The following is a 19,291-nucleotide window of genomic DNA, read 5'->3' on the forward strand; positions in this document are numbered from 1 at the left end:
GGTATTAACAACTGAATTGTCGGATATTAATAGCTGATATGCCAGATATTAATACTTGAGAAGTCAGGTTATGAAACAACTACTCCTTCCTACTCCTGACTCCTTGCGGAGCAATTCCGAAGAAGGCTTTAAAGGATTTGCTGAAATAACGGGGAGAAGAAAAGCCGAGCCGAACGGAAATCTCTGTTATATTTAGTTCCGGATGATCTGTCAGCAAAGACATAGCTTCATCCAGCTTCACTTTCAAGATGAACTCATTCGGAGTCAACCCGGTCATTTGTTTAAACTGCATATATAATTTGCTGCGTCCCATACACAATTCTGAAGCAAGCGCAGTAACATCAAAATCAGGGTTCTCAAAATTCTCTCTGACAATATTTACACATTTCGTCAGCAGTTCTTTATCTTTCTCGTTAATAGCTTCCGCTACAGGAGATTCCGTAATGACCTTACCCGCATAATGTGCAATCAGACGCTTCTTGTTTTTTATCAAGTTATTGCAACGGGCCACCAATACCTTTATATTGAACGGCTTCGTTATATAATCATCCGCTCCGAACATCAAACCTTCTACAACATATTCCACAGAAGTCTGTGCTGTCAACAGAACAACAGAAATATGAGAAAGCTCTACATTAGTCTTGATTTTATAGCACAAGTCCTTGCCTGACATCTCAGGCATAATCACATCACTTACTATCAGATCCGGTTGTATCTGTTGCGCCATCTCCAGTCCTTCGCGTCCATTACACGCAGTATATACATTATACATCGGTAAGAATATATCTTCCAGCATGGACAATAGTTCGGTATTATCATCTACCAAAAGAATCGTAGGCTTATCTTCTTCATCTATATTTTTCTGCGATTCAGGTTCTTTTATCTCTTCCGCCATCAACTGTCCATAAGAAGATACAGAAGATTCCGGAATAATCAGTGACTCCCGACCTTCCGTCACAGCCATCTCTTCATCACTGAAATGTCGGTTTCCCAGAGGCAGAGACAAGATAAACTTAGTACCCTCACCAACAGTACTTTCTACCTCAATCTTTCCATGATGCATATTCATAATTCCTTTTGCCAACGCCAATCCGATGCCTGTCCCCAAAGTAAAAGAGGAGGAAGAAGAGGCATTCTCCGTCTGATAGAACCGGTCGAATATCTTCGAAATATGTTCAACCGGAATCCCAATACCCGTATCACACACTGAAACTACGGCCTGTGAAGCAACTTTCCTTACTTCTACAGTTATATTTCCCTTATTGGATGTATACTTAAAAGCATTCGACAATAAATTAAAAATCACTTTCTGTAACTGTATTGGATCAAACCAGACAGAAATCGTTTCTTCTACAGAATCAAAGCGATATGTGATCTCCTTTTTTTGTGCATATTCATAAAAACACATATAAATCTGACGAGTAAAAGTAACCAAATTCTGTTCTTCAACTCTGAGTTTCAAATAACCCTGCTCCTGTTTGCGAAAATCGAGCAACTCGGAGATCAAATTCCGCATATGCCAGGCGTTTTTATATATACGCTGAATACGATTATAAACGGTTGTGCCCAAATCCATTTGCATCAATACTTCAATTTGCCCCAGAATAAGCGTTAATGGAGTACGAAATTCATGAGAAATATTAGTAAAGAAGCGCAATTTTACTTGATTGAGTTCTTCAATCCTCTCTTTTTCTTTTCGCTCAAACTCCAATGAAGACCTCAGAGCCGCCTGCCGTGTTTTAAAACGAACAAATGCGACCATCAATGCAGTCAGACAAAGGGCATAAAACAGATATGCCCATATGGTAGCATAAAAAGGAGCGGAAACATGTATATTCAAGCAGATTGCATCTTTCAAACTCTCCTTATTTTCCATCGAACGGACTTTGAGCGTATAATCTCCGGGAGGCAGATTGGTGTAAGTAACCGTAGTGCCCGAAGTCTGGGTCCACACTTTATCGAAGCCATCCAGATAATATTCAAACAAACGATTACGGTCACTATTATAATTAAAAGTAGCAAATTCCACTGTTACGTTATTCTGTTGATAGCTTAAAAAGATATCCGACGTTTTCGCCAATATCTCAGTCAGGATGCCGGACTCATCACCAGGAGCTATTTCGTCATTGAAAATAAACAATTTATCAAAATTCAAGAAGCTTTTGACCTGAGATTCATAAAAGGACCGCTCTTGAAACATAGCCAATCCATTGGTACCACTGATATAAATAATCCCATTTTTGCTTCGATATAAAGCGGACCCCAAATTATAAGTCTGACGAAACAAGTGATAAGTCTCTTCTGTAACCTCTTTTTCACGATCAAAGATAGAAAGCCCTTTCCCATGCAAAACAAGCAGACAATTATCCCGGGCAGACTCGCAGATATAATAACAATAATTACTCGGAAGTACTCCATTGGTAGTTCCGTAAGACTTGAAAGTATCCTGTTTCTCTTGATACTTGAATATCCCCGCGCCAATCGTACTAAAATAAATATCTCCTTTATTATCTTCAAAAATATGCACGGTTTTGTATCTTCCTACCGTCAACGTGTCTTTCTCGCTATCCGCCAAATATTGAGTCACTTTTGAAGAAGATAAATTGACGCACACTATCCCTCCGCCACCAACAGCAAGCCACATACGCTGCCGGCTATCGATCAGAAACGTTTCAAAAGCATATTCCCGACTGATCAATTTCTGGACAGACGGATCATCCGTAAGCGGTGAGAATTTCTCGGTCACCGGATCAAAAAACACCGGACCACCTTGTGTCAACATCGCAATGCCATCCTTATACTCCTGAATATCGTTCACAATCTCATGAGGCAACGAAGCAGGGTCACCGGTAACATGATGGAGAGTGTGTCCCTTGTTCGATTTTAAATCCAGAACAAACAATCCTCCTATATGAGTCCCTGCATACAATCGATTATTCTCCTTTCTATAAAAGACCGACTTGACATTATTACTCCCTAATGTCCCCTGATCTCCTTTATGATACATATATCGGGAGAAAACGCCAGTATCCCCATGATAACAATTCAGCCCTCCACCTTCAGTACAGATCCACACATTTCCTGCACTATCTTCAGTCATTTTACCAACTACCGGAAAGCTGAGGCAGTCTTCACGTAAAGGTTCGGCACAATAAAAGCTATGATTATTCTTATCGGGATTGAATACATTCACTCCTCCATAATAAGTCCCGACCCAAATATTACCTTGCATATCTTTATGAAGAGAGAGAATAGAAGTATGGCTTAAAGAATTTGAAGAACTTCCATAACGCGTATAATGACTCCACGTATCAGTAATCGGATCGTAACAATCGATTCCCTTGAACGTACCTACCCAAATATGCTTAAAATCATCTTCCAGCACGCATCGGACCTGATTATCGGATAATTCACCCATTCCCGAATGACTAACATAAGCGGTTGTCTCCCGATCGGGAGAAATACGGTACAAGCCGTTCCAAGCTCCCACCCATATATTTCCGGAACTATCACCCAAAATACAATTGCCCTTATCAAGGGTAAGTAAAATCTCTTGCCGAAGAGGGTCTTCACGTGATATTGCGACCAAGTATTTTCTGGTAACCACCCATACAGTCTCTTTGTCTACATAGAGTGCTCTCCCCACAAAACCTTTCTGCACACGAGCAAAGAATGTCAGCTCTGTACCCTGTCCCGTATAATAATAAATGCCGTCTGCACAACTCACCCAAAGTGTATCTTTCTTACAAAACAGTCCATACACACCTTTCTGTCGCAAACAAGTGAATTGCTCCGTATAAATATCCAGTTTAATCAGATCGTTTCCCGAACGAATATACATTCTTCCGTTCTTATCTCCACATAATTCGTTAATCTCATTATTAGTCAGTCCATGATTACTTTCCGAAGGCTGGAATACTTTTACATCCTTACCGTTGTATCTATTCAGTCCCTCAGTAGTTCCCAGCCAGACTGCACCTAACTCATCCTGATAAATTGATGGGATACACACTTGAGATAATCCATCAGATACTCCCAAATGCTTAAAATAATGATTAGTGGCTTCCGCCATCATCATAGATAAAAGACTTAAGAGAAAGGTTATTGTTCTTCGCCACATTTTACACATAATTATATTGCGGGTAGCAAAAATACAAAAAAAACATAATTATTGGTTAAGAATCTCTTTAATTTATACCCTTCCAGCCGAAATGCAGTTTATTCATTTGACGATTCTTGCTAAAATACAGTCCCACAGTATTTTTTCAAGGAAAAATCAATGGTGTTTTTAGGTTAAAACCATATCTTTGCCACAAACTAAAAAGAATAATTGGATGTTAATCACATTTACATTCCGCAAGGATCTCGTTCTGTAAATAATCTGTAAGTCTTCCTCTCATTACAGATTATCCCTTACATTTTCTCCGGCATATTCATGTCAGAGTTGATTTCTATTTTCTAAAAAATAACAACTATTGTAGGCTCAAATGGTTTTATGCATCCTCGTATGCCTCCATTTGACGTACACCTAAAACATTAAAAACAATGAGTAACAATAATACATCTATACATGATTTCGATTTTTCTTTCATATGTAACTACTTCAAGCTGCTGAAACGTCAAGGTCCCGGAAGTCCGGAAGCCACACGCAAAGCTGTAAGTTTCATCAACGAACTGACCGATGATGCAAAGATTGCCGATATCGGCTGCGGCACAGGCGGTCAGACACTGTTTCTGGCTGACTACGTGAAAGGACAGATTACGGGCATAGACCTCTTTCCCGATTTTATCGAAATATTCAATGAGAATGCGGTGAAAGCCAATTGCGCCGACAGAGTAAAAGGAATCACCGGATCAATGGACAATCTCCCGTTTCAGAACGAGGAACTCGACCTGATCTGGTCGGAAGGAGCAATCTACAATATAGGATTCGAACGTGGGATGAACGAATGGAGCAAATACCTGAAAAAAGGCGGTTTCATCGCAGTGAGCGAAGCATCTTGGTTCACTTCGGAACGCCCTGCGGAAATAGAAGACTTCTGGATGGACGCCTATCCGGAAATCAGCGTGATCCCGACATGTATTGACAAGATGGAAAGGGCCGGATATACTCCGATAGCCCATTTCATCCTACCGGAGAACTGCTGGACAGAACATTATTTTGCCCCACAAGATGAAGTACGGGAGACATTCATGAAAGAACACGCGGGAAATAAAACTGCAATGGATTTCATGAAAGGTCAGCAGTACGAACAAAGTCTGTATAGTAAATATAAAGATTACTATGGCTACGTATTCTATATAGGACAAAAAAGATAATCATTATCTGCCGGAGAAGTTGGCAAGACAGGACAACTCTCCGGCTCTTATTATTCTTTATTTTGCATTAAAATGGAAACGAAAGAAATAAATAGGCAGGAATATAAATTACGGATCGACAAAGTGACCGAATATATTCATCAAAACATAGACCAACCTCTATCATTGCATAAGATGGCAGGAATCGCGTGCTTTTCTCCTTTCCACTTTCATCGCGTTTTCACGTTTCTGACGGGCGAAACACCGACGGAATACATCAAACGCACCCGGATTGAAAAAGCAGCACTGCTACTACAGAATGACAGGCAACTGTCTGCGACCGAAATTGCCAGTCGTTGTGGTTTCAGCAGTTTATCACTCCTCAGCCGCAACTTTAAACAACATTTCAATATCACTATCCGTGAATTTCGTTCACAGGAATAAACACCTAAAAAACATGGAAAATCAGATTCTAATTTTTCGGACCTCCATCACGAAGAGACGCGACATCAAGCTTATCGGAAGTCTCCTGGCAAAGTTCCCGCAAATCACCCGATGGAATGTAGATTTCGAGGACTGGGAGAAGGTATTAAGAATCGAGTGCAGCAATATCACCGCACTCGAGATTTCGGAAACACTCCGGAATAGTCATATCTTTGCTACGGAGCTGGAATAAGCAGTTGTTTCAGTTCCGCCACCCCTTCAGAAGCTCCTTTCCGAAGGACATGTATCGAACGGGAAGTATGTGTATCCACCGGCTTCGGGTCTATCAGATACACCTCTGCTCCTCTCGGTACATAATGCAGCAAACCTGCCGCAGGATATACATTGAGCGATGTGCCGATGATAACGAATATATCCGCCTTCTCTACATATCGGATAGCTGTCTCAATCTCCGGCACCGCCTCTCCGAACCAGACAATAAAAGGACGCAACTGAGTTCCGTCACCAGCCTTATCTCCCATTTTTACTTCATACTCTTCCGGCTTCAGTTCCTTTATATAATGAGGGTTATACGGGTCTCTGCTGGAACAGACCTTTGTCAACTCACCATGCAGGTGAATGATATGGCTGCTTCCTGCCCGTTCGTGCAGATTATCTACATTCTGGGTGATAACCGTCACATTGAAATTCTTTTCCAGCTCCGCCAGCAGTTCATGTCCGCGATTCGGCTTCACTTCCAGCAATTGTTTCCTTCGTGCATTATAGAAGTTAATCACCAATGCCGGATCACGCTGGTATCCTTCGGGAGTAGCTACCTGCTCCACAGGATATTTATCCCACAAACCGCCCGCATCGCGAAATGTACTGATTCCACTCTCGGCACTCATGCCCGCACCTGTCAATACTACCAGATTCTTCATAACCGCTCCTCCTTATTATTAAAAGATATACAAATGTAATCAGAATCATTGAATAAAAGAAGACTTCCGCCCCCATAATCTAATCCAAGGTATACAAGAATTTAATGCTGCCCATACGAAGGCTTACTGCCGGTCATGCGAAAAACTATTCGTCTGACAGATGTGTTTCTTTCGTCTGACAGTTGTCAGACGAAAAATCAACAGTTGTCAGACGCAAGTTTAACTATAGTCAGACGAATAAATTCCAGCATAAACGAACTTAAACAGTAAGAACACAAAGATTAAATCTTAGGAATGAAGGAATTAATTCCTTAAAGAAAAGAGACTAACTTTCACGGATATAAGAATTTTTAAATACTAAATGCTAAATCATTCAAATAAAACGTGTACTTTTGCGATTCATAAATTTGCAATTGATTGAAAGCTAAAACCATGAAGGTGATATGCTTTGATCTTCAACAAAAACATTATATGGATAAATTCAGTTACGCTATTGGCCTCGGAATCGGTCAAAACTTATTAAGCATGGGTGCAAAAGGCATCGCCGTAGATGACTTTGCACAAGCAATTAAAGATGTATTGGAAGGCAATCAGACGGCTATCAGCCATCAGGAAGCCCGCGAAATAGTGAACAAGTATTTCGAAGAACTGGAAGCTAAGATGGGCGCTGCCGCCATCGAACAAGGAAAAGCTTTCCTCGAAGAAAATAAGAAAAAGCCGGGCGTGGTTACGCTGCCCAGCGGACTGCAATACGAAGTGATCAACGAAGGCACAGGCAAAAAAGCGAAAGCTACCGATCAGGTAAAATGCCACTACGAAGGCACACTGATCGACGGTACACTGTTCGACAGCTCTATCAAGCGCGGAGAACCGGCTGTATTCGGCGTCAATCAGGTAATCCCGGGATGGGTGGAAGCATTGCAACTGATGCCCGAAGGTTCCAAATGGAAACTCTATATTCCGTCCGACCTTGCCTATGGCGCCAGAGGTGCCGGAGAAATGATTCCTCCCCACAGCACATTGGTATTTGAAGTAGAATTACTCGAAGTATTATAAATAAAAATTTCAAAGCAAAATGAAAAAAGTTAGTATTTTTATGGCAATCGCCGCTGCTGCAAGTCTTGCTTCTTGTACAGCTCAAGCTCCTAAAGCAAATCTGAAAACAGACATCGATTCACTATCTTACTCTATTGGTATGGCTCAGACTCAAGGTCTGAAAGGCTATCTGACAGGCCGTCTGGACGTTGATACTGCTTACATGGCAGAATTCATCAAAGGTTTGAACGAAGGTGCAAACAAGACCAGCAAAAAAGACATCGCTTACATGGCAGGTCTTCAGATCGGTCAGCAGATCAGCAACCAGATGATGAAAGGTATCAACCAGGAACTGTTCGCTGGTGACTCTACTAAAACGATCAGCAAAGACAATTTCATGGCTGGTTTCATCGCAGGTACACTGGAAAAAGGTGGCGTGATGACTATGGAAGCTGCTCAGGAATATACTCGCACAGCTATGGAAACTATCAAAGCGAAAGCTATGGAAGAAAAATACGCTGACAACAAAGCTGCCGGTGAAAAATTCCTTGCTGAAAACAAAGCTAAAGAAGGTGTGAAAACTACTGAAAGCGGATTGCAGTACAAAGTAATCACTGAAGGTAAAGGTGAAATTCCTGCTGACACTTGCAAAGTGAAAGTGAACTATAAAGGTACTTTGATCGACGGTACAGAATTCGACAGCTCTTACAAACGTAACGAGCCTGCTACTTTCCGTGCCAACCAAGTAATCAAAGGCTGGACAGAAGCTCTGACTATGATGCCTGTAGGTTCTAAATGGGAACTTTACATCCCGCAAGAACTCGCTTACGGTTCAAGAGAATCAGGACAGATCAAACCGTTCTCTACTCTGATTTTCGAAGTTGAACTGGTAGGTATCGAAAAAGATAAGAAATAAGAAAGTATCTTTCTAAATAGAAAAAGGAAAGGGGTGCAAAGTCTTTGCACTCCTTTTTTTTGCTTTTTCCTATTTTTTTTCCCGTAAAAGAAGAATAATTAAAATAAATCTCTATATTTGCTTACTATTTGATAACAACAGGAAATTATAATTTATTATTATGGAAAAAATAGACAACCTCGACAGGCAGATTCTAGAGATTATTTCACAGAATGCCCGCATCCCTTTCAAAGACGTAGCAGCCGAATGCGGAGTGTCACGTGCAGCTATCCATCAACGCGTACAAAGACTGATCGACTTGGGCGTCATCGTAGGCTCAGGCTATCATGTAAACCCGAAATCACTGGGTTACAGAACTTGTACATACGTGGGAATCAAACTGGAAAAAGGTTCTATGTACAAATCAGTGGTGGCCGAGTTACAAAAGATTCCGGAAATTGTGGAATGCCATTTCACTACCGGTCCTTACACCATGCTGACCAAACTCTACGCATGCGACAACGAACACCTGATGGACTTGCTGAATAACAAAATGCAAGAAATACCGGGTGTGGTTGCTACAGAAACACTGATTTCTCTGGAACAGAGTATCAAAAAAGAAATTCCTATCCGCGTAGAAAAATAACAGAATGGAATTCCTGAATGAATATCACCTTGCCGGGTTATTTATCGGAATTTGTACCTTTTTGATTATCGGCCTTTTTCACCCTGTTGTGGTAAAGGCCGAATATTATTGGGGCACCAAATGCTGGTGGATATTCCTGATACTAGGCATTGCAGGCGTTGCGGCATCGTTGAGCGTCGACAATGTCATTCTGTCTTCTCTGTTAGGGGTATTTGCCTTCTCCTCGTTCTGGACCATCAAAGAGGTCTTTGAGCAGGAAGACCGGGTAAAAAAAGGCTGGTTCCCCAAGAACCCGAAACGCAAATATAAGTTCTGAGAAGAGAAAGTATTGTAGTTTTTTATTGTTAGGACTTGCATATTTCAATAGAAAATACTACTTTTGTCACCGCATCCAGTAAACGGATACACCGGACTTGTAGCTCAGTTGGTTAGAGCAACAGACTCATAATCTGGAGGTCCCTGGTTCAAGCCCAGGCTGGTCCACAAAAAAGGTTGTAACACAAGTTGTTACAACCTTTTTTTATATCCGGCATCGGAACCGAATCTATTGCTTCCTCTAATTTTCGCTTCCTTTCAGAGAATTTATTCCATGCCAAAGTATATGAGAATATACTAGTTCCCACAAAATTATGATTTTAAAGATACGGAAGAGGTAAATAAAACGGGCATCATTAAAGAAACCCTAGATAGGGACTGACTAAAAAGTCAATAGTATCATCAATTTTTGGGGGGCTAAAAAAGCAATAGTATCTCCAATTCCCCTCCCTTCGGGAAGGAGGGGTGGCTGAAAGCCGAAGTGGTAGGTAAAACAAGGTTGTATCTATTTTACTACGAATGAAAGAATTGTGTATTCACCTACCACCTCCCCCTGCGGGTACTCCTCCTTCCCGAAGGAGGAGATTTAAGATACTACCGACTTTTTAGTCAGCCAAAAAAATCCCATTTTGAAAACCACTCTTGGCACCAAAATGGGATAACACAAACAAAACAAACAATATTGGAGCGATTTTCACAAACAGCTTCCTTTTCTTAATCTATATTTCATAACACTTATTAGTTCTCTCTAATGTGAAAGTAATATTTCACCGCAAAAGTATTATTTCTCCATTACATATAAAAAAGCTATATAATTGTAGTTATAAAAAATAATTTATTTAGATATAAAGATCTATCTAAAACTATTAAGAATAATTTTTAATAATCGAACAACTCTTTATTTATCAACAATATACAGCAAACAATCATTTATACTGAAACAAAAAACAATCCATAAAAGCAAACACTGACTTCCGCATTCAAAATGCAAAAGCGAAGCAAACACCCTAAAATATTTCACTTTATAAAATCACAATCCCAGCATCACAAACAGAGTAAACTACTCAACAACTTTCCATTCTGAGATTTAATTTCTATATTTGGGAAATGTCCAACAAGCACTTATATATTTATCTATGACCGATACTATTTCATATCAATACGCTGCTCCGTCTGTCTTACAACGTTCGTCTGATCAGGACGAATTATTTCTGGCAAAATACAGTGAAATAGAAAAGAAAGAAGCTCCCTGTTTCTTTTGGGGCAGATTGACACAACCTTATATGACGGCACGCTGCCTCATTGCGTTGTCCAACGTAGTACAATCCAGTTTTAATCTGACTCCTGCCCAGCTTTCCATGCTGAAAGACCCGATTGTGACGGCAGGAAATGAACGTTTACGCTTCGAAGGATTTTCGAATTGTGCAGGCGTATATGCCAGAGTCGACGTACTGCCCGACGGACACGACGGAGAGTTCCTGGAGAACGGAACAACGAATGTTGACTTCAATGCCGGTATGATTTCTGCATTAGGAAGCATCAGCAAACAAGAAAAAGTAGTGATGTCAGTCGGACCTAAGGAGGTAGGGCTTTACAATAAAGGTGAAAAAGTAATAGAACGCAAAGTTCCGCTGCCCGTAAAATGGATAAAGGGGCTGACCACAGTACAGATTTACCAGTCTGTTGCCGAACGGATGTATTCGTTCAATCGCATACAGACTTTGCAACTCTTTCAGACACTCCCCAAAGGAACCGTGAAATGTGACTATTATTTGGTGATGCGCGGACAAAAACCTGCCTTTTCACCGGTGAAAAGTCTGAATGCCGTTTGTATCGGAGGGGTACATCGTCTGCGCCTGCTCGAACCCCTGTTGCCGTTTGCCGACGAGCTGAGAGTCTTTGTCCATCCGACAATGCAATCGACCATCTGGCAACTCTATTTCGGTCCGGTTCGTTTCAGCCTTTCCCTGTCGCGGGAATGCTGGCGCGGATTCTCAGGAGAAGGTGCAGCATTGGACGCCCTGCTTGAAGACGTACCGGAGAAATGGATAGCAGCGATGGATAAATACAGTTACGCCAACCAGCAGTTCAACCCCACTCTTTTCGCTATTGAGGAGCACATTGATCTCGATAAGGTGGATTCTCTGTCTGCACGACTGGCAGCTATGGGGTTACTGGGCTTCGATCTGGATGATAATAGTTTCTTTTATCGTCGCCTGCCCTTTAAGACAGAGCGTATCCTGAGCCTCAATCCGCGTATGATAGCTGCCGAGAAGCTATTGGAAGAAGAGAAAGTGGAAATTATATCAAATGACGGAAATCGGACCGAAGCACGTGTCGCTGGGAGCGGAGGAGTAAGACATACGGTTATTCTGGACAGGGAAGGTGAGAAAGAACGCTGCACCTGTACCTGGTTTAGCGGCAATCAGGGAGAACGGGGAGCCTGCAAACATATTATAGCAGTCAAAAAACGAGTACAATGGAAGAACTGAAACACGAATTGGAGAAACTAGCCAAAACTTATGTGGATACTCCGGAGAAAGAAGAAAAGATATTGATTCCTTTTATCAAGCGATTATTAGAACTCCCGATGAAAGAAAGACGGAAAGTGATTCCAACTATCGGAGAACTGCAATATGAAAGAGGAGAAGGTTGGATGACTTGCTGCGACCCTGCCCGAAGGCGTTTTCTTGCCGCAATTGAGTTTATAAGTGCCAATAAACGTGAGATGACCATGGCATACGAAATAGATTTTGAGCTACTCTGCAAACTGCTCCAGCTTTACCGCCCTACTTGGTTATCCGACTTCATTAATGGTGATCACTCATTCTATAACTTCAACCTAAACTATCAAGAACTCATGCAGCTCGTAGATTTGGGGTATATAAAAGAGCTTTCTCCGAAGCTCTTAGGACAAATGGTCCCCTGGCAGATCAGAATAAGATCTTCCAACAGCAAAGAAGAAGAGACTTTCGACAGCAGCCCACTGCTGAAACGGGAAATCACCTTAAAAGAGCATATTTGGTACGTCTTCGAATATGAATCAAATCTCGGCTATCTGGACGATTGCGCCAAGCGTGCTTATAAAGAAGGGATTACGGTGCAGGACGAAAGTTTCAGCGCAATTCTCTATCGCTTTTCTCTCGACGGACATCTGGACAGAAACCGGCTTCTGCGAGCAACACTTTCCACCTTCAACCGAGGTTTTAAAAAAGACATGGTAAATTGGTTTGCCGGGCTCTTTGAAGAATTGCAGCCAAGGGTTGAAGAACTCATATCCCTGCAAGAGGAAATCATGCAAGTGTTCACCTCTCCATACACCAAACCGGTGAATGTGATGTTACAGCAATTAAAAAAGATTGCTTCCGAAGGCGAATTCCACTATCAGGAGTTTATCGAGCGTGCGACTACTCTTTTCTTTTCCAGCCCCAAAAACTCACTGCTTACTATTTATTCCATTTTTGAGCAGATCGTTGCCGGGCACCCCGAAATGAAAGAAGCGTGTTGCATCCCACTCTGCCAACTATTCCTGAAGAAAGATGAAAGCCTGCAAAAGAAAGCTGCCAGCTTTATATCAAAGTACGGAGACGTATCCTCTTCTACATTGCAAGAGACATTGCTATCTTACCAATCCGAGATGTTCCAGAGCGTACAGGATATACTTGTTTCTTTCATGAAGCAACCTGCGGAAGAAGCCGGCCTTCCCGAAACAACCTTCCAAGAAAAGGTTCGTATTTGTCGGGAAGACAACCGCATCCCGTTTCCTGCCAATAAAGAAGATTTTCTGTTCCAGCTCAGCCGCCTGTTCGACATGAATGAAAGTTGGGAAACAGACACAACGATTGCCGCCCTCATCGCCTTCCATCCTCAGTTGGATGAAGAAGATTTCAGCCGGATGGAGCCTGTATTCCAACGGGCAGCCAACATCATTATCAACAGTTGGGCGGTATACGAGAACTTTCTTGCCACTTTCCTGTTGGAATACCAACGTTTGTGGACACAAAAGGACACTGCCAACCAAGGATTCCTAAGTAAGCTCTTTACCCGCCTGGAAGAAAGACTTAAAGGGATAGACGCAAACAGAGGAGCCTACGACGAACGTGCTTTCAAGCGTCTTGCAGACTGGCAACCAGTCTACAGCAATAGAACCTGTTTTGAACCTATCAAACAATTGTGGCTGGAAGTAATCCGTAAAATCCAAAAAGGCGACTCATTACCTTTACTCTCTACTCCGACACATAGCCCGGCATACATCCAGGCCACCGAACTTGTACGACGGCTCGCCGTTTATCAGGAAGCGAATGCAAAGCCTTGTTCATGGGACTTTCAGCTGGCCATAGCACGCTGCGCTTTAGAAGACAAGGAAGAAGCCATTGCTGTCGCCCGACAATTATTAAATAATGAATATCTGCATCTTTGTCTCTTTTTATTAGATAAAGGGACGCAGCCCGAACCACCGTACAATCATCCATCTGCCTGGCTTGCAGCCGGACTGGTGAAAGAGCCGGATACAGAATTTGAAGCATTCAAAAACTTCTCCTGCAATACGCTGCCCCACAATTACCTGACAGGAAATTACGGCTGGAAAGAACCGGCACAGAAAGAAAATCAATATGCAGCAGATGTACGTCTGCTCCAGCTCAATTTCTACAAGTGGCATGAGTATGCAGAACACAACAGCCACCAGCTTTGGCAAGAACATCTGATCATCAACAGCAGATACAATATAGGCGATTCCGACTATATGGAACGTCTGTTCAGCTTCTTCCCCAACCAACCGGAACCACTGGTTGCACAAATCATCAACTGCTACATGGACTTCGGTTCACCGCAGGAAGAGAGCAAACGCAGTGTAGCCAATGCTTTACGTATGTTATTGTCGTTTCACTGTCCGCTCCGGGAGATGAGTTTACTGTTGCTGGGCGGAGGCCTGCTTTTTACTGACAAAACCGTCCGTTCATACGCTGCGGAGCTATGGGTGGAAGGCATCGCTAACAACAGAATAGACAATCACCGGTTAGGAGAAATAGTAGCACGAATTATCAATATGGGCATTGTTCCGCTAAAACGCTTCACCACAGAAGTGTATGAAAGCATATACAAACGAAGCGCCTTTCACAATCAACAACTGGAAGAGTTACTCACTGTATTGATCGGCGGATTGCCCGACAATCCGGTCACCGGACAAAAACAGTTACTCGAACTCTACGCGGAAGTGCTTCGCATGAACGGTCATTGCGTAACTGACGACAAAGTCCGCGAGCGCCTGGAAATGTGGAAAAAGAATGCTAATCTGAAAAAAGTAGTTACTGCATTAGGCAGGTGATAAGTGATAAGTGATAGGTAATAGGTAATAAGTAATAGGTAATATTGCTTGGTATCAGTTTTTTATCATTTCAGGTGATCTTAATTGATTTAAAGTAGACTAATTTATAAACACGGATATTGTTATCATATATCCTTCAATCAAAATTATAACCATGACTGCACTAGAAACACAGCTTACCGAGATAGTAGAAAAAGAGCAAGGGCAGAAGATCATTCCTTTTCTGCAGAAACTGACACAGGAGGAGCGGGAGAGCCTCATTCCCTGCCTCAGCCGATTGGAAGAATACTATAATAAGTTTGTCCAGCTGGAAGAAAGGACATACGGTACGCGTGCCACGTCGGAACAGCATCACATTATTGATCTTGCCGCCCTTGTGATTTTTCCTCTCAAGGAATTTCGCAAACACGAATGGGGGATAAACACAGCGCATCTGAACGAGATAGCTGCATGGCATATTCCCACGTGGCTGAACAGTTATTTCGTTGAAGGCGAAGGCAAGGAGTTTGGCGGTTTTTACAATATGGACTATGAGATATTGATGGACTGGATAGAAAGGGGGATTCTCACCATTTCCCCCTCTCCGCAGACGATAGCAGGTTATCTCGTTAACTATATCCACACTACCCCCGTATTAGAAAAGCGGGATATTACAATCAACGAGCATATCTGGTATCTGTTTGAATACGACTGCGGGCAAAACTGGCACGCCAATCCGGCCAAAGGATATCCTTATTATACATTCCAACACTTCACCGAGAATGGAAAGTTAGACCGTATGCGTGTACTGAAAGAGTCTTTGCTGGCAATCAACCGGAACTTCAACAAGAACCTGTGCAGCTGGTTTGCCGGTATGTTTACGGCACTCAATCCCAGCGTTGAAGAACAACTGACATTACAGCCGGAGATGCTTGCCGCACTATCTTCTCCCCATAGCCGTCCGATCAATATCATTCTCGGTCTTCTAAAGAATCTGTGCAGCCATCCCCGGTTCCTGACAGATGATTTTCTGGATCAGACCGCTGTCCTCTTCGCTTCGGATGTAAAAGCTGTCCATCAAAACACGCTGGGAGTTCTCAGTAAACTGGCGAAAGAGAAAAAAGAATATCGTGATACCATCTGTTGCGCTGCCGCACAAGGGTTGATGAGTCGCGACGAATCTACTCAGAACAAGATAGTGAAACTGATTCAAACATTTGGAGAAACAGAGTCGCCCACATTGAAAGAAGCACTCTCTGCTTATGCAGAAACAATGCTGACCAGCACTAAAAAAGAGTTGGCAGCTTATCTGAAAGACAATGTTTCAGATGCTTTATCCACCGATAAAGTCTTGCTGACTACGCTCAACGAGCAACCAAGTCTCGCCTCCTTCGACTATGAACCAATGCCAGCCATCCTTCGGGAAGACAACCGGATACAGGAAATTACTTCCATCGAAGACCTGATATTTCTAGCCAGCCAAATACTAGATTCCAATGAACTATACCACTTCGACCTTTTCCTGAATGCGTTGGTAGAATGGAATGAGCAACTGGAAGCGAAACATATCACCCAATGGACACCTGTTCTTCAACGTGCCTATAAGTTGCTTATCAATGGTGGAAGTTCACGCAACGGAATATTGGATTCTATGATGGCAACGTTCCTTATCGACTATGCAAAATTATTAATCAAGCGTTTCCCCGTAGAAGCAAAAGAGCTGAGCACCCTGCACGAGAAAATGGTGCAGAAAGACGAACTTCAGAAAGGTCAGTGGAGATATCGCAATCTGCAGAAAATAACCATCCGCCAGAAGAGTAATAAAAGAACGGAATTTCCTATTCACAAACAATTACTGTGCCGGACATTAGACCTTTTGGAAAGTAACGAGAACCGACTTCCCATGCTATCCACTCCTACGCATACGCCTGCATTTATTGACCCCATAGTTCTGATAAAAAGACTCGGACAATATCAGCAGGCCAATGCCGAACCGGACGATATGGATATGCAGATAGCCCTGTCGAGGATGGCATTGAATGATTATCCCTCGCAAGACTTTCCGACTGTTCTTCAGGAACTGAAAGGGGAATACCAAAGTTTGTTTTCCTTCTTGATGGGAGCAAAAGATGCAGTACCACAAGCTCCCTTCGCCCACCCTTCGTGGTGGATGACAGCAGGATTGATCAAATCACCGGAGACGGTTTATACTGAATTTAAAGATTTCTCTTATAGCAAAAGCTCACGCGAATTTCTGACGGGAAACTTCTCATGGTGGACTTTCCAAACCCCTCATTCATATACTGATTATCACAACAAAGTGGTAAACTGGACATCTTCAACCCTTAGTTTCAATGTTCCGGAAGGAGAGAACATCCACATCGTCAACAAAGGAAAGTATGATGAGAGGGTGAGTTATCACTCGTATGATCCGCATCCGCTACTGGTGGAAATGTACTCACAGATAGAACGTTATGACGATATACAAAATGATCTGCCCCGCTTGGTATGGCTGGCTCCCAATACACCGGAACCATTGTTTGTATGGTGCATCCGCTGTGCCATTTATGATCCGATGCTAAATGAAGTGAGAGAAGTTGGTATCACCCAAGCCACCATAGAGGCACTCCACCAATTAAGGCACGAATGGCATGAGACCTCTTATCTGCTGGAAGCCAGTTGTATGCTGGTAGCCGACAAGACTTCCCGTTCTTATGCTGCCGGAATATGGACGGACCGTGTCAGCACAGGATGTATAGACAGTGCACGTATCGGCAGGATACTGGGTTCACACCAGCGTACCGGATGGGGACCTCTGAAAAGACTTACCGACTTGATACAACAGCAAATGATAAACGTCAGCCCACTACACAACCGGGAACTGGAGCTGCTGCTTACATCACTGATTGCCGAACTTCCGGAACAGCCTGTCAAGGAACTGAAGAAGCTGCTGGAAATATATTCGGAACTGCTGTCTGTCAATAACAGCAAAGTAACGGATGAACGTATTCTGCAACTACTTGAAATATGGAAGAATACGGCCAACCTGAAAAAAGTAATAGCCAGTATCAACCGCTGAAAATCCGGATAAATCACAGAAGAATATGTCAATAGTAACTAAACTCCCCTCCTTCGGGAAGGAGGGGTGGCTGAAAGCCGGGGTGGTAGGTGTACTTCATAGTTGAATATCAACAGCTTATGTGTTAACCTACCACCTTCCCCTACGGGTACTCCTCCTTCCTGAAGGAGGAGAGTTTAGTTACTTTTGACTTTTGACACACCTTCGACCTTAAGTCTGACGCAGCATAGGCTTGCCGGTATTCAGACTATATTTGCATATAGGGTATAGTTACCGTTCATGCAGAGTATAGTTACCTAACATACAGGATATATATGTCCAACGTACAGGGGATATATATCCAACACGCAGGGCATATATGTCCAACGCGCAGGATATATAGATCCAACAAACAGCGTAAAAAAAGCTTTTTATTGGTGCTAAATTCAAAAAGAAGTATCTTTGGCACACAAAACCCAAAGGAGTAATGATGATGCTGAAATATAGTTTATCTGTCTTTTGCTTTCTGCTGGCAGGGTATTCCTGTGTATCGGGGCATAAGGAGACAAAGACATCTGGAGAGGCCGAAACAACGTGCACAGACTCTATGTGTGCAGAACTCGGAGATACAAGCCCCGAAGGTACAGCATCCGGCTGTATATCCCTTGCTCATGCGGACTCCATTGATGCAGATTCTATTTATACATCCCCCTCGCAGAAAAATGAATCCGCCAGCACACTGATTCCAAAACATCAGAAAAGCCCGATGGCTCTTTACATGGATTCTCTGGGGCTAATAAATATAGCGGAGCTGGACAACAGCATCGCCATCAGCCTAATGTACACAAAAGCGGATAACTTCACCGGAGAAATTCTTTATGACGACCTGTCCGAAGCCTATATGCACCCCCATGCGGCGTATGCCCTCTTAAAAGCACAAGAAGCATTGAAGGCACTGCATCCATCTTACAGTCTCATTATTTACGACGCCGCACGTCCGATGTCCGTACAGAGAAAAATGTGGGATGTGGTCAAAGGAACTTCCAAATACAGATATGTCTCCAACCCCAACCGTGGAGGCGGACTTCATAATTACGGCCTGGCGGTAGACATCAGCATTCAGGACTCGCTAGGGCGACCGTTGCCTATGGGCACAAAGGTAGATCATCTTGGAGTAGAAGCACACATCACCGAAGAAGGCGAACTGATACGCAACGGAAAAATCACCGAAACGGAACGTCAGAACCGGATATTATTAAGGAAAGTAATGAAAGCCGCCGGATTCCGTGCATTGCCCAGCGAATGGTGGCATTTCAACTTCTGCAGCCGGGAAGAAGCCCGAAAGAAATACAACGTAATACCATAACGAATACCA

Annotated in this window: 13 protein-coding genes and 1 tRNA gene; 12 read left to right on the top strand and 2 right to left on the bottom strand. The window is 42.8% G+C overall.

Features of this window, described 5'->3' with window-relative positions:
* Window positions 1–79: 79 nt before the first annotated feature.
* The gene (locus ACHLI0_RS12615; protein WP_490749300.1) at window positions 80–4,078 is read right to left on the bottom strand and encodes a hybrid sensor histidine kinase/response regulator transcription factor; all 3,999 of its coding nucleotides are present in this window, start codon (window positions 4,076–4,078) and stop codon (window positions 80–82) included.
* A 467-nt stretch (window positions 4,079–4,545) separates the two neighbouring features.
* Between ACHLI0_RS12615 and ACHLI0_RS12620 the strand changes: the two genes are divergently transcribed.
* From ACHLI0_RS12620 to ACHLI0_RS12630, 3 genes are all read left to right on the top strand, one after another.
* A complete protein-coding gene (locus tag ACHLI0_RS12620) occupies window positions 4,546–5,319 on the top strand; it encodes a class I SAM-dependent methyltransferase (RefSeq protein ID WP_490749301.1) in 774 nt (257 codons plus the stop codon).
* Between the two features lie 72 nt (window positions 5,320–5,391).
* Complete coding sequence (locus tag ACHLI0_RS12625) at window positions 5,392–5,742, top strand: helix-turn-helix domain-containing protein (protein WP_011108549.1); 351 nt, start codon at window positions 5,392–5,394, stop codon at window positions 5,740–5,742.
* Between the two features lie 13 nt (window positions 5,743–5,755).
* Entirely contained in the window at window positions 5,756–5,974 is a 219-nt protein-coding gene (locus tag ACHLI0_RS12630; RefSeq protein WP_008767260.1) for a hypothetical protein, read from the top strand.
* Here ACHLI0_RS12630 and ACHLI0_RS12635 read toward each other — a convergent pair.
* Complete coding sequence (locus ACHLI0_RS12635; RefSeq protein WP_048699224.1) at window positions 5,958–6,662, bottom strand: SIR2 family NAD-dependent protein deacylase; 705 nt, start codon at window positions 6,660–6,662, stop codon at window positions 5,958–5,960. The two genes, ACHLI0_RS12630 and ACHLI0_RS12635, sit on opposite strands and share 17 nt — an antisense overlap.
* Window positions 6,663–7,133: 471 nt before the next feature.
* Between ACHLI0_RS12635 and bamJ (ACHLI0_RS12640) the strand changes: the two genes are divergently transcribed.
* The 9 genes from bamJ (ACHLI0_RS12640) (at window position 7,134) to ACHLI0_RS12680 (ending at window position 19,282) form a co-directional block, all read left to right on the top strand.
* Window positions 7,134–7,718 carry a BamJ family beta-barrel-assembly machinery protein gene (gene bamJ, locus ACHLI0_RS12640; RefSeq protein ID WP_008761811.1) on the top strand — a complete coding sequence of 195 codons (585 nt, stop codon included), beginning with the start codon at window positions 7,134–7,136 and terminating at the stop codon, window positions 7,716–7,718.
* Between the two features lie 19 nt (window positions 7,719–7,737).
* Window positions 7,738–8,613: a BamJ family beta-barrel-assembly machinery protein gene (gene bamJ / locus ACHLI0_RS12645; RefSeq protein WP_008767263.1), complete on the top strand. Its 876-nt coding sequence runs from the start codon at window positions 7,738–7,740 to the stop codon at window positions 8,611–8,613.
* 160 nt (window positions 8,614–8,773) lie between these two features.
* Complete coding sequence (locus tag ACHLI0_RS12650; RefSeq protein ID WP_005928359.1) at window positions 8,774–9,238, top strand: Lrp/AsnC family transcriptional regulator; 465 nt, start codon at window positions 8,774–8,776, stop codon at window positions 9,236–9,238.
* A gap of 4 nt (window positions 9,239–9,242) precedes the next feature.
* Window positions 9,243–9,554, top strand: coding sequence for a DUF4491 family protein (locus tag ACHLI0_RS12655; RefSeq protein ID WP_048699229.1), 312 nt, complete (start codon window positions 9,243–9,245; stop codon window positions 9,552–9,554).
* Window positions 9,555–9,647: 93 nt separating this feature from the next.
* Window positions 9,648–9,721: transfer RNA gene (locus ACHLI0_RS12660), tRNA-Ile, on the top strand.
* 968 nt (window positions 9,722–10,689) lie between these two features.
* Window positions 10,690–12,045: an SWIM zinc finger family protein gene (locus ACHLI0_RS12665; protein ID WP_490749302.1), complete on the top strand. Its 1,356-nt coding sequence runs from the start codon at window positions 10,690–10,692 to the stop codon at window positions 12,043–12,045.
* The gene (locus tag ACHLI0_RS12670) at window positions 12,033–14,879 is read left to right on the top strand and encodes a DUF6493 family protein (RefSeq protein ID WP_490749303.1); all 2,847 of its coding nucleotides are present in this window, start codon (window positions 12,033–12,035) and stop codon (window positions 14,877–14,879) included. The genes ACHLI0_RS12665 and ACHLI0_RS12670 overlap by 13 nt, the downstream gene beginning before the upstream one ends.
* 154 nt (window positions 14,880–15,033) lie before the next feature.
* Window positions 15,034–17,937: a DUF6493 family protein gene (locus tag ACHLI0_RS12675; RefSeq protein ID WP_490749304.1), complete on the top strand. Its 2,904-nt coding sequence runs from the start codon at window positions 15,034–15,036 to the stop codon at window positions 17,935–17,937.
* Window positions 17,938–18,403: 466 nt separating this feature from the next.
* Complete coding sequence (locus tag ACHLI0_RS12680) at window positions 18,404–19,282, top strand: M15 family metallopeptidase (RefSeq protein WP_490749305.1); 879 nt, start codon at window positions 18,404–18,406, stop codon at window positions 19,280–19,282.
* The last annotated feature ends 9 nt before the right edge of the window (window positions 19,283–19,291 follow it).

The organism is Bacteroides sp. RCH18, assembly GCF_058231005.1.

Excerpts from the sequence above, each read along its gene's own strand:
- ACHLI0_RS12615 (WP_490749300.1), bottom strand. The coding sequence starts at position 4,078 with ATGATGATGGCGGAAGCCACTAATCATTATTTTAAGCATTTGGGAGTA.
- ACHLI0_RS12620 (WP_490749301.1), top strand. The coding sequence starts at position 4,546 with ATGAGTAACAATAATACATCTATACATGATTTCGATTTTTCTTTCATA.
- ACHLI0_RS12625 (WP_011108549.1), top strand. The coding sequence starts at position 5,392 with ATGGAAACGAAAGAAATAAATAGGCAGGAATATAAATTACGGATCGAC.
- ACHLI0_RS12630 (WP_008767260.1), top strand. The coding sequence starts at position 5,756 with ATGGAAAATCAGATTCTAATTTTTCGGACCTCCATCACGAAGAGACGC.
- ACHLI0_RS12635 (WP_048699224.1), bottom strand. The coding sequence starts at position 6,662 with ATGAAGAATCTGGTAGTATTGACAGGTGCGGGCATGAGTGCCGAGAGT.
- bamJ (WP_008761811.1), top strand. The coding sequence starts at position 7,134 with ATGGATAAATTCAGTTACGCTATTGGCCTCGGAATCGGTCAAAACTTA.
- bamJ (WP_008767263.1), top strand. The coding sequence starts at position 7,738 with ATGAAAAAAGTTAGTATTTTTATGGCAATCGCCGCTGCTGCAAGTCTT.
- ACHLI0_RS12650 (WP_005928359.1), top strand. The coding sequence starts at position 8,774 with ATGGAAAAAATAGACAACCTCGACAGGCAGATTCTAGAGATTATTTCA.
- ACHLI0_RS12655 (WP_048699229.1), top strand. The coding sequence starts at position 9,243 with ATGGAATTCCTGAATGAATATCACCTTGCCGGGTTATTTATCGGAATT.
- ACHLI0_RS12665 (WP_490749302.1), top strand. The coding sequence starts at position 10,690 with ATGACCGATACTATTTCATATCAATACGCTGCTCCGTCTGTCTTACAA.
- ACHLI0_RS12670 (WP_490749303.1), top strand. The coding sequence starts at position 12,033 with ATGGAAGAACTGAAACACGAATTGGAGAAACTAGCCAAAACTTATGTG.
- ACHLI0_RS12675 (WP_490749304.1), top strand. The coding sequence starts at position 15,034 with ATGACTGCACTAGAAACACAGCTTACCGAGATAGTAGAAAAAGAGCAA.
- ACHLI0_RS12680 (WP_490749305.1), top strand. The coding sequence starts at position 18,404 with ATGATGATGCTGAAATATAGTTTATCTGTCTTTTGCTTTCTGCTGGCA.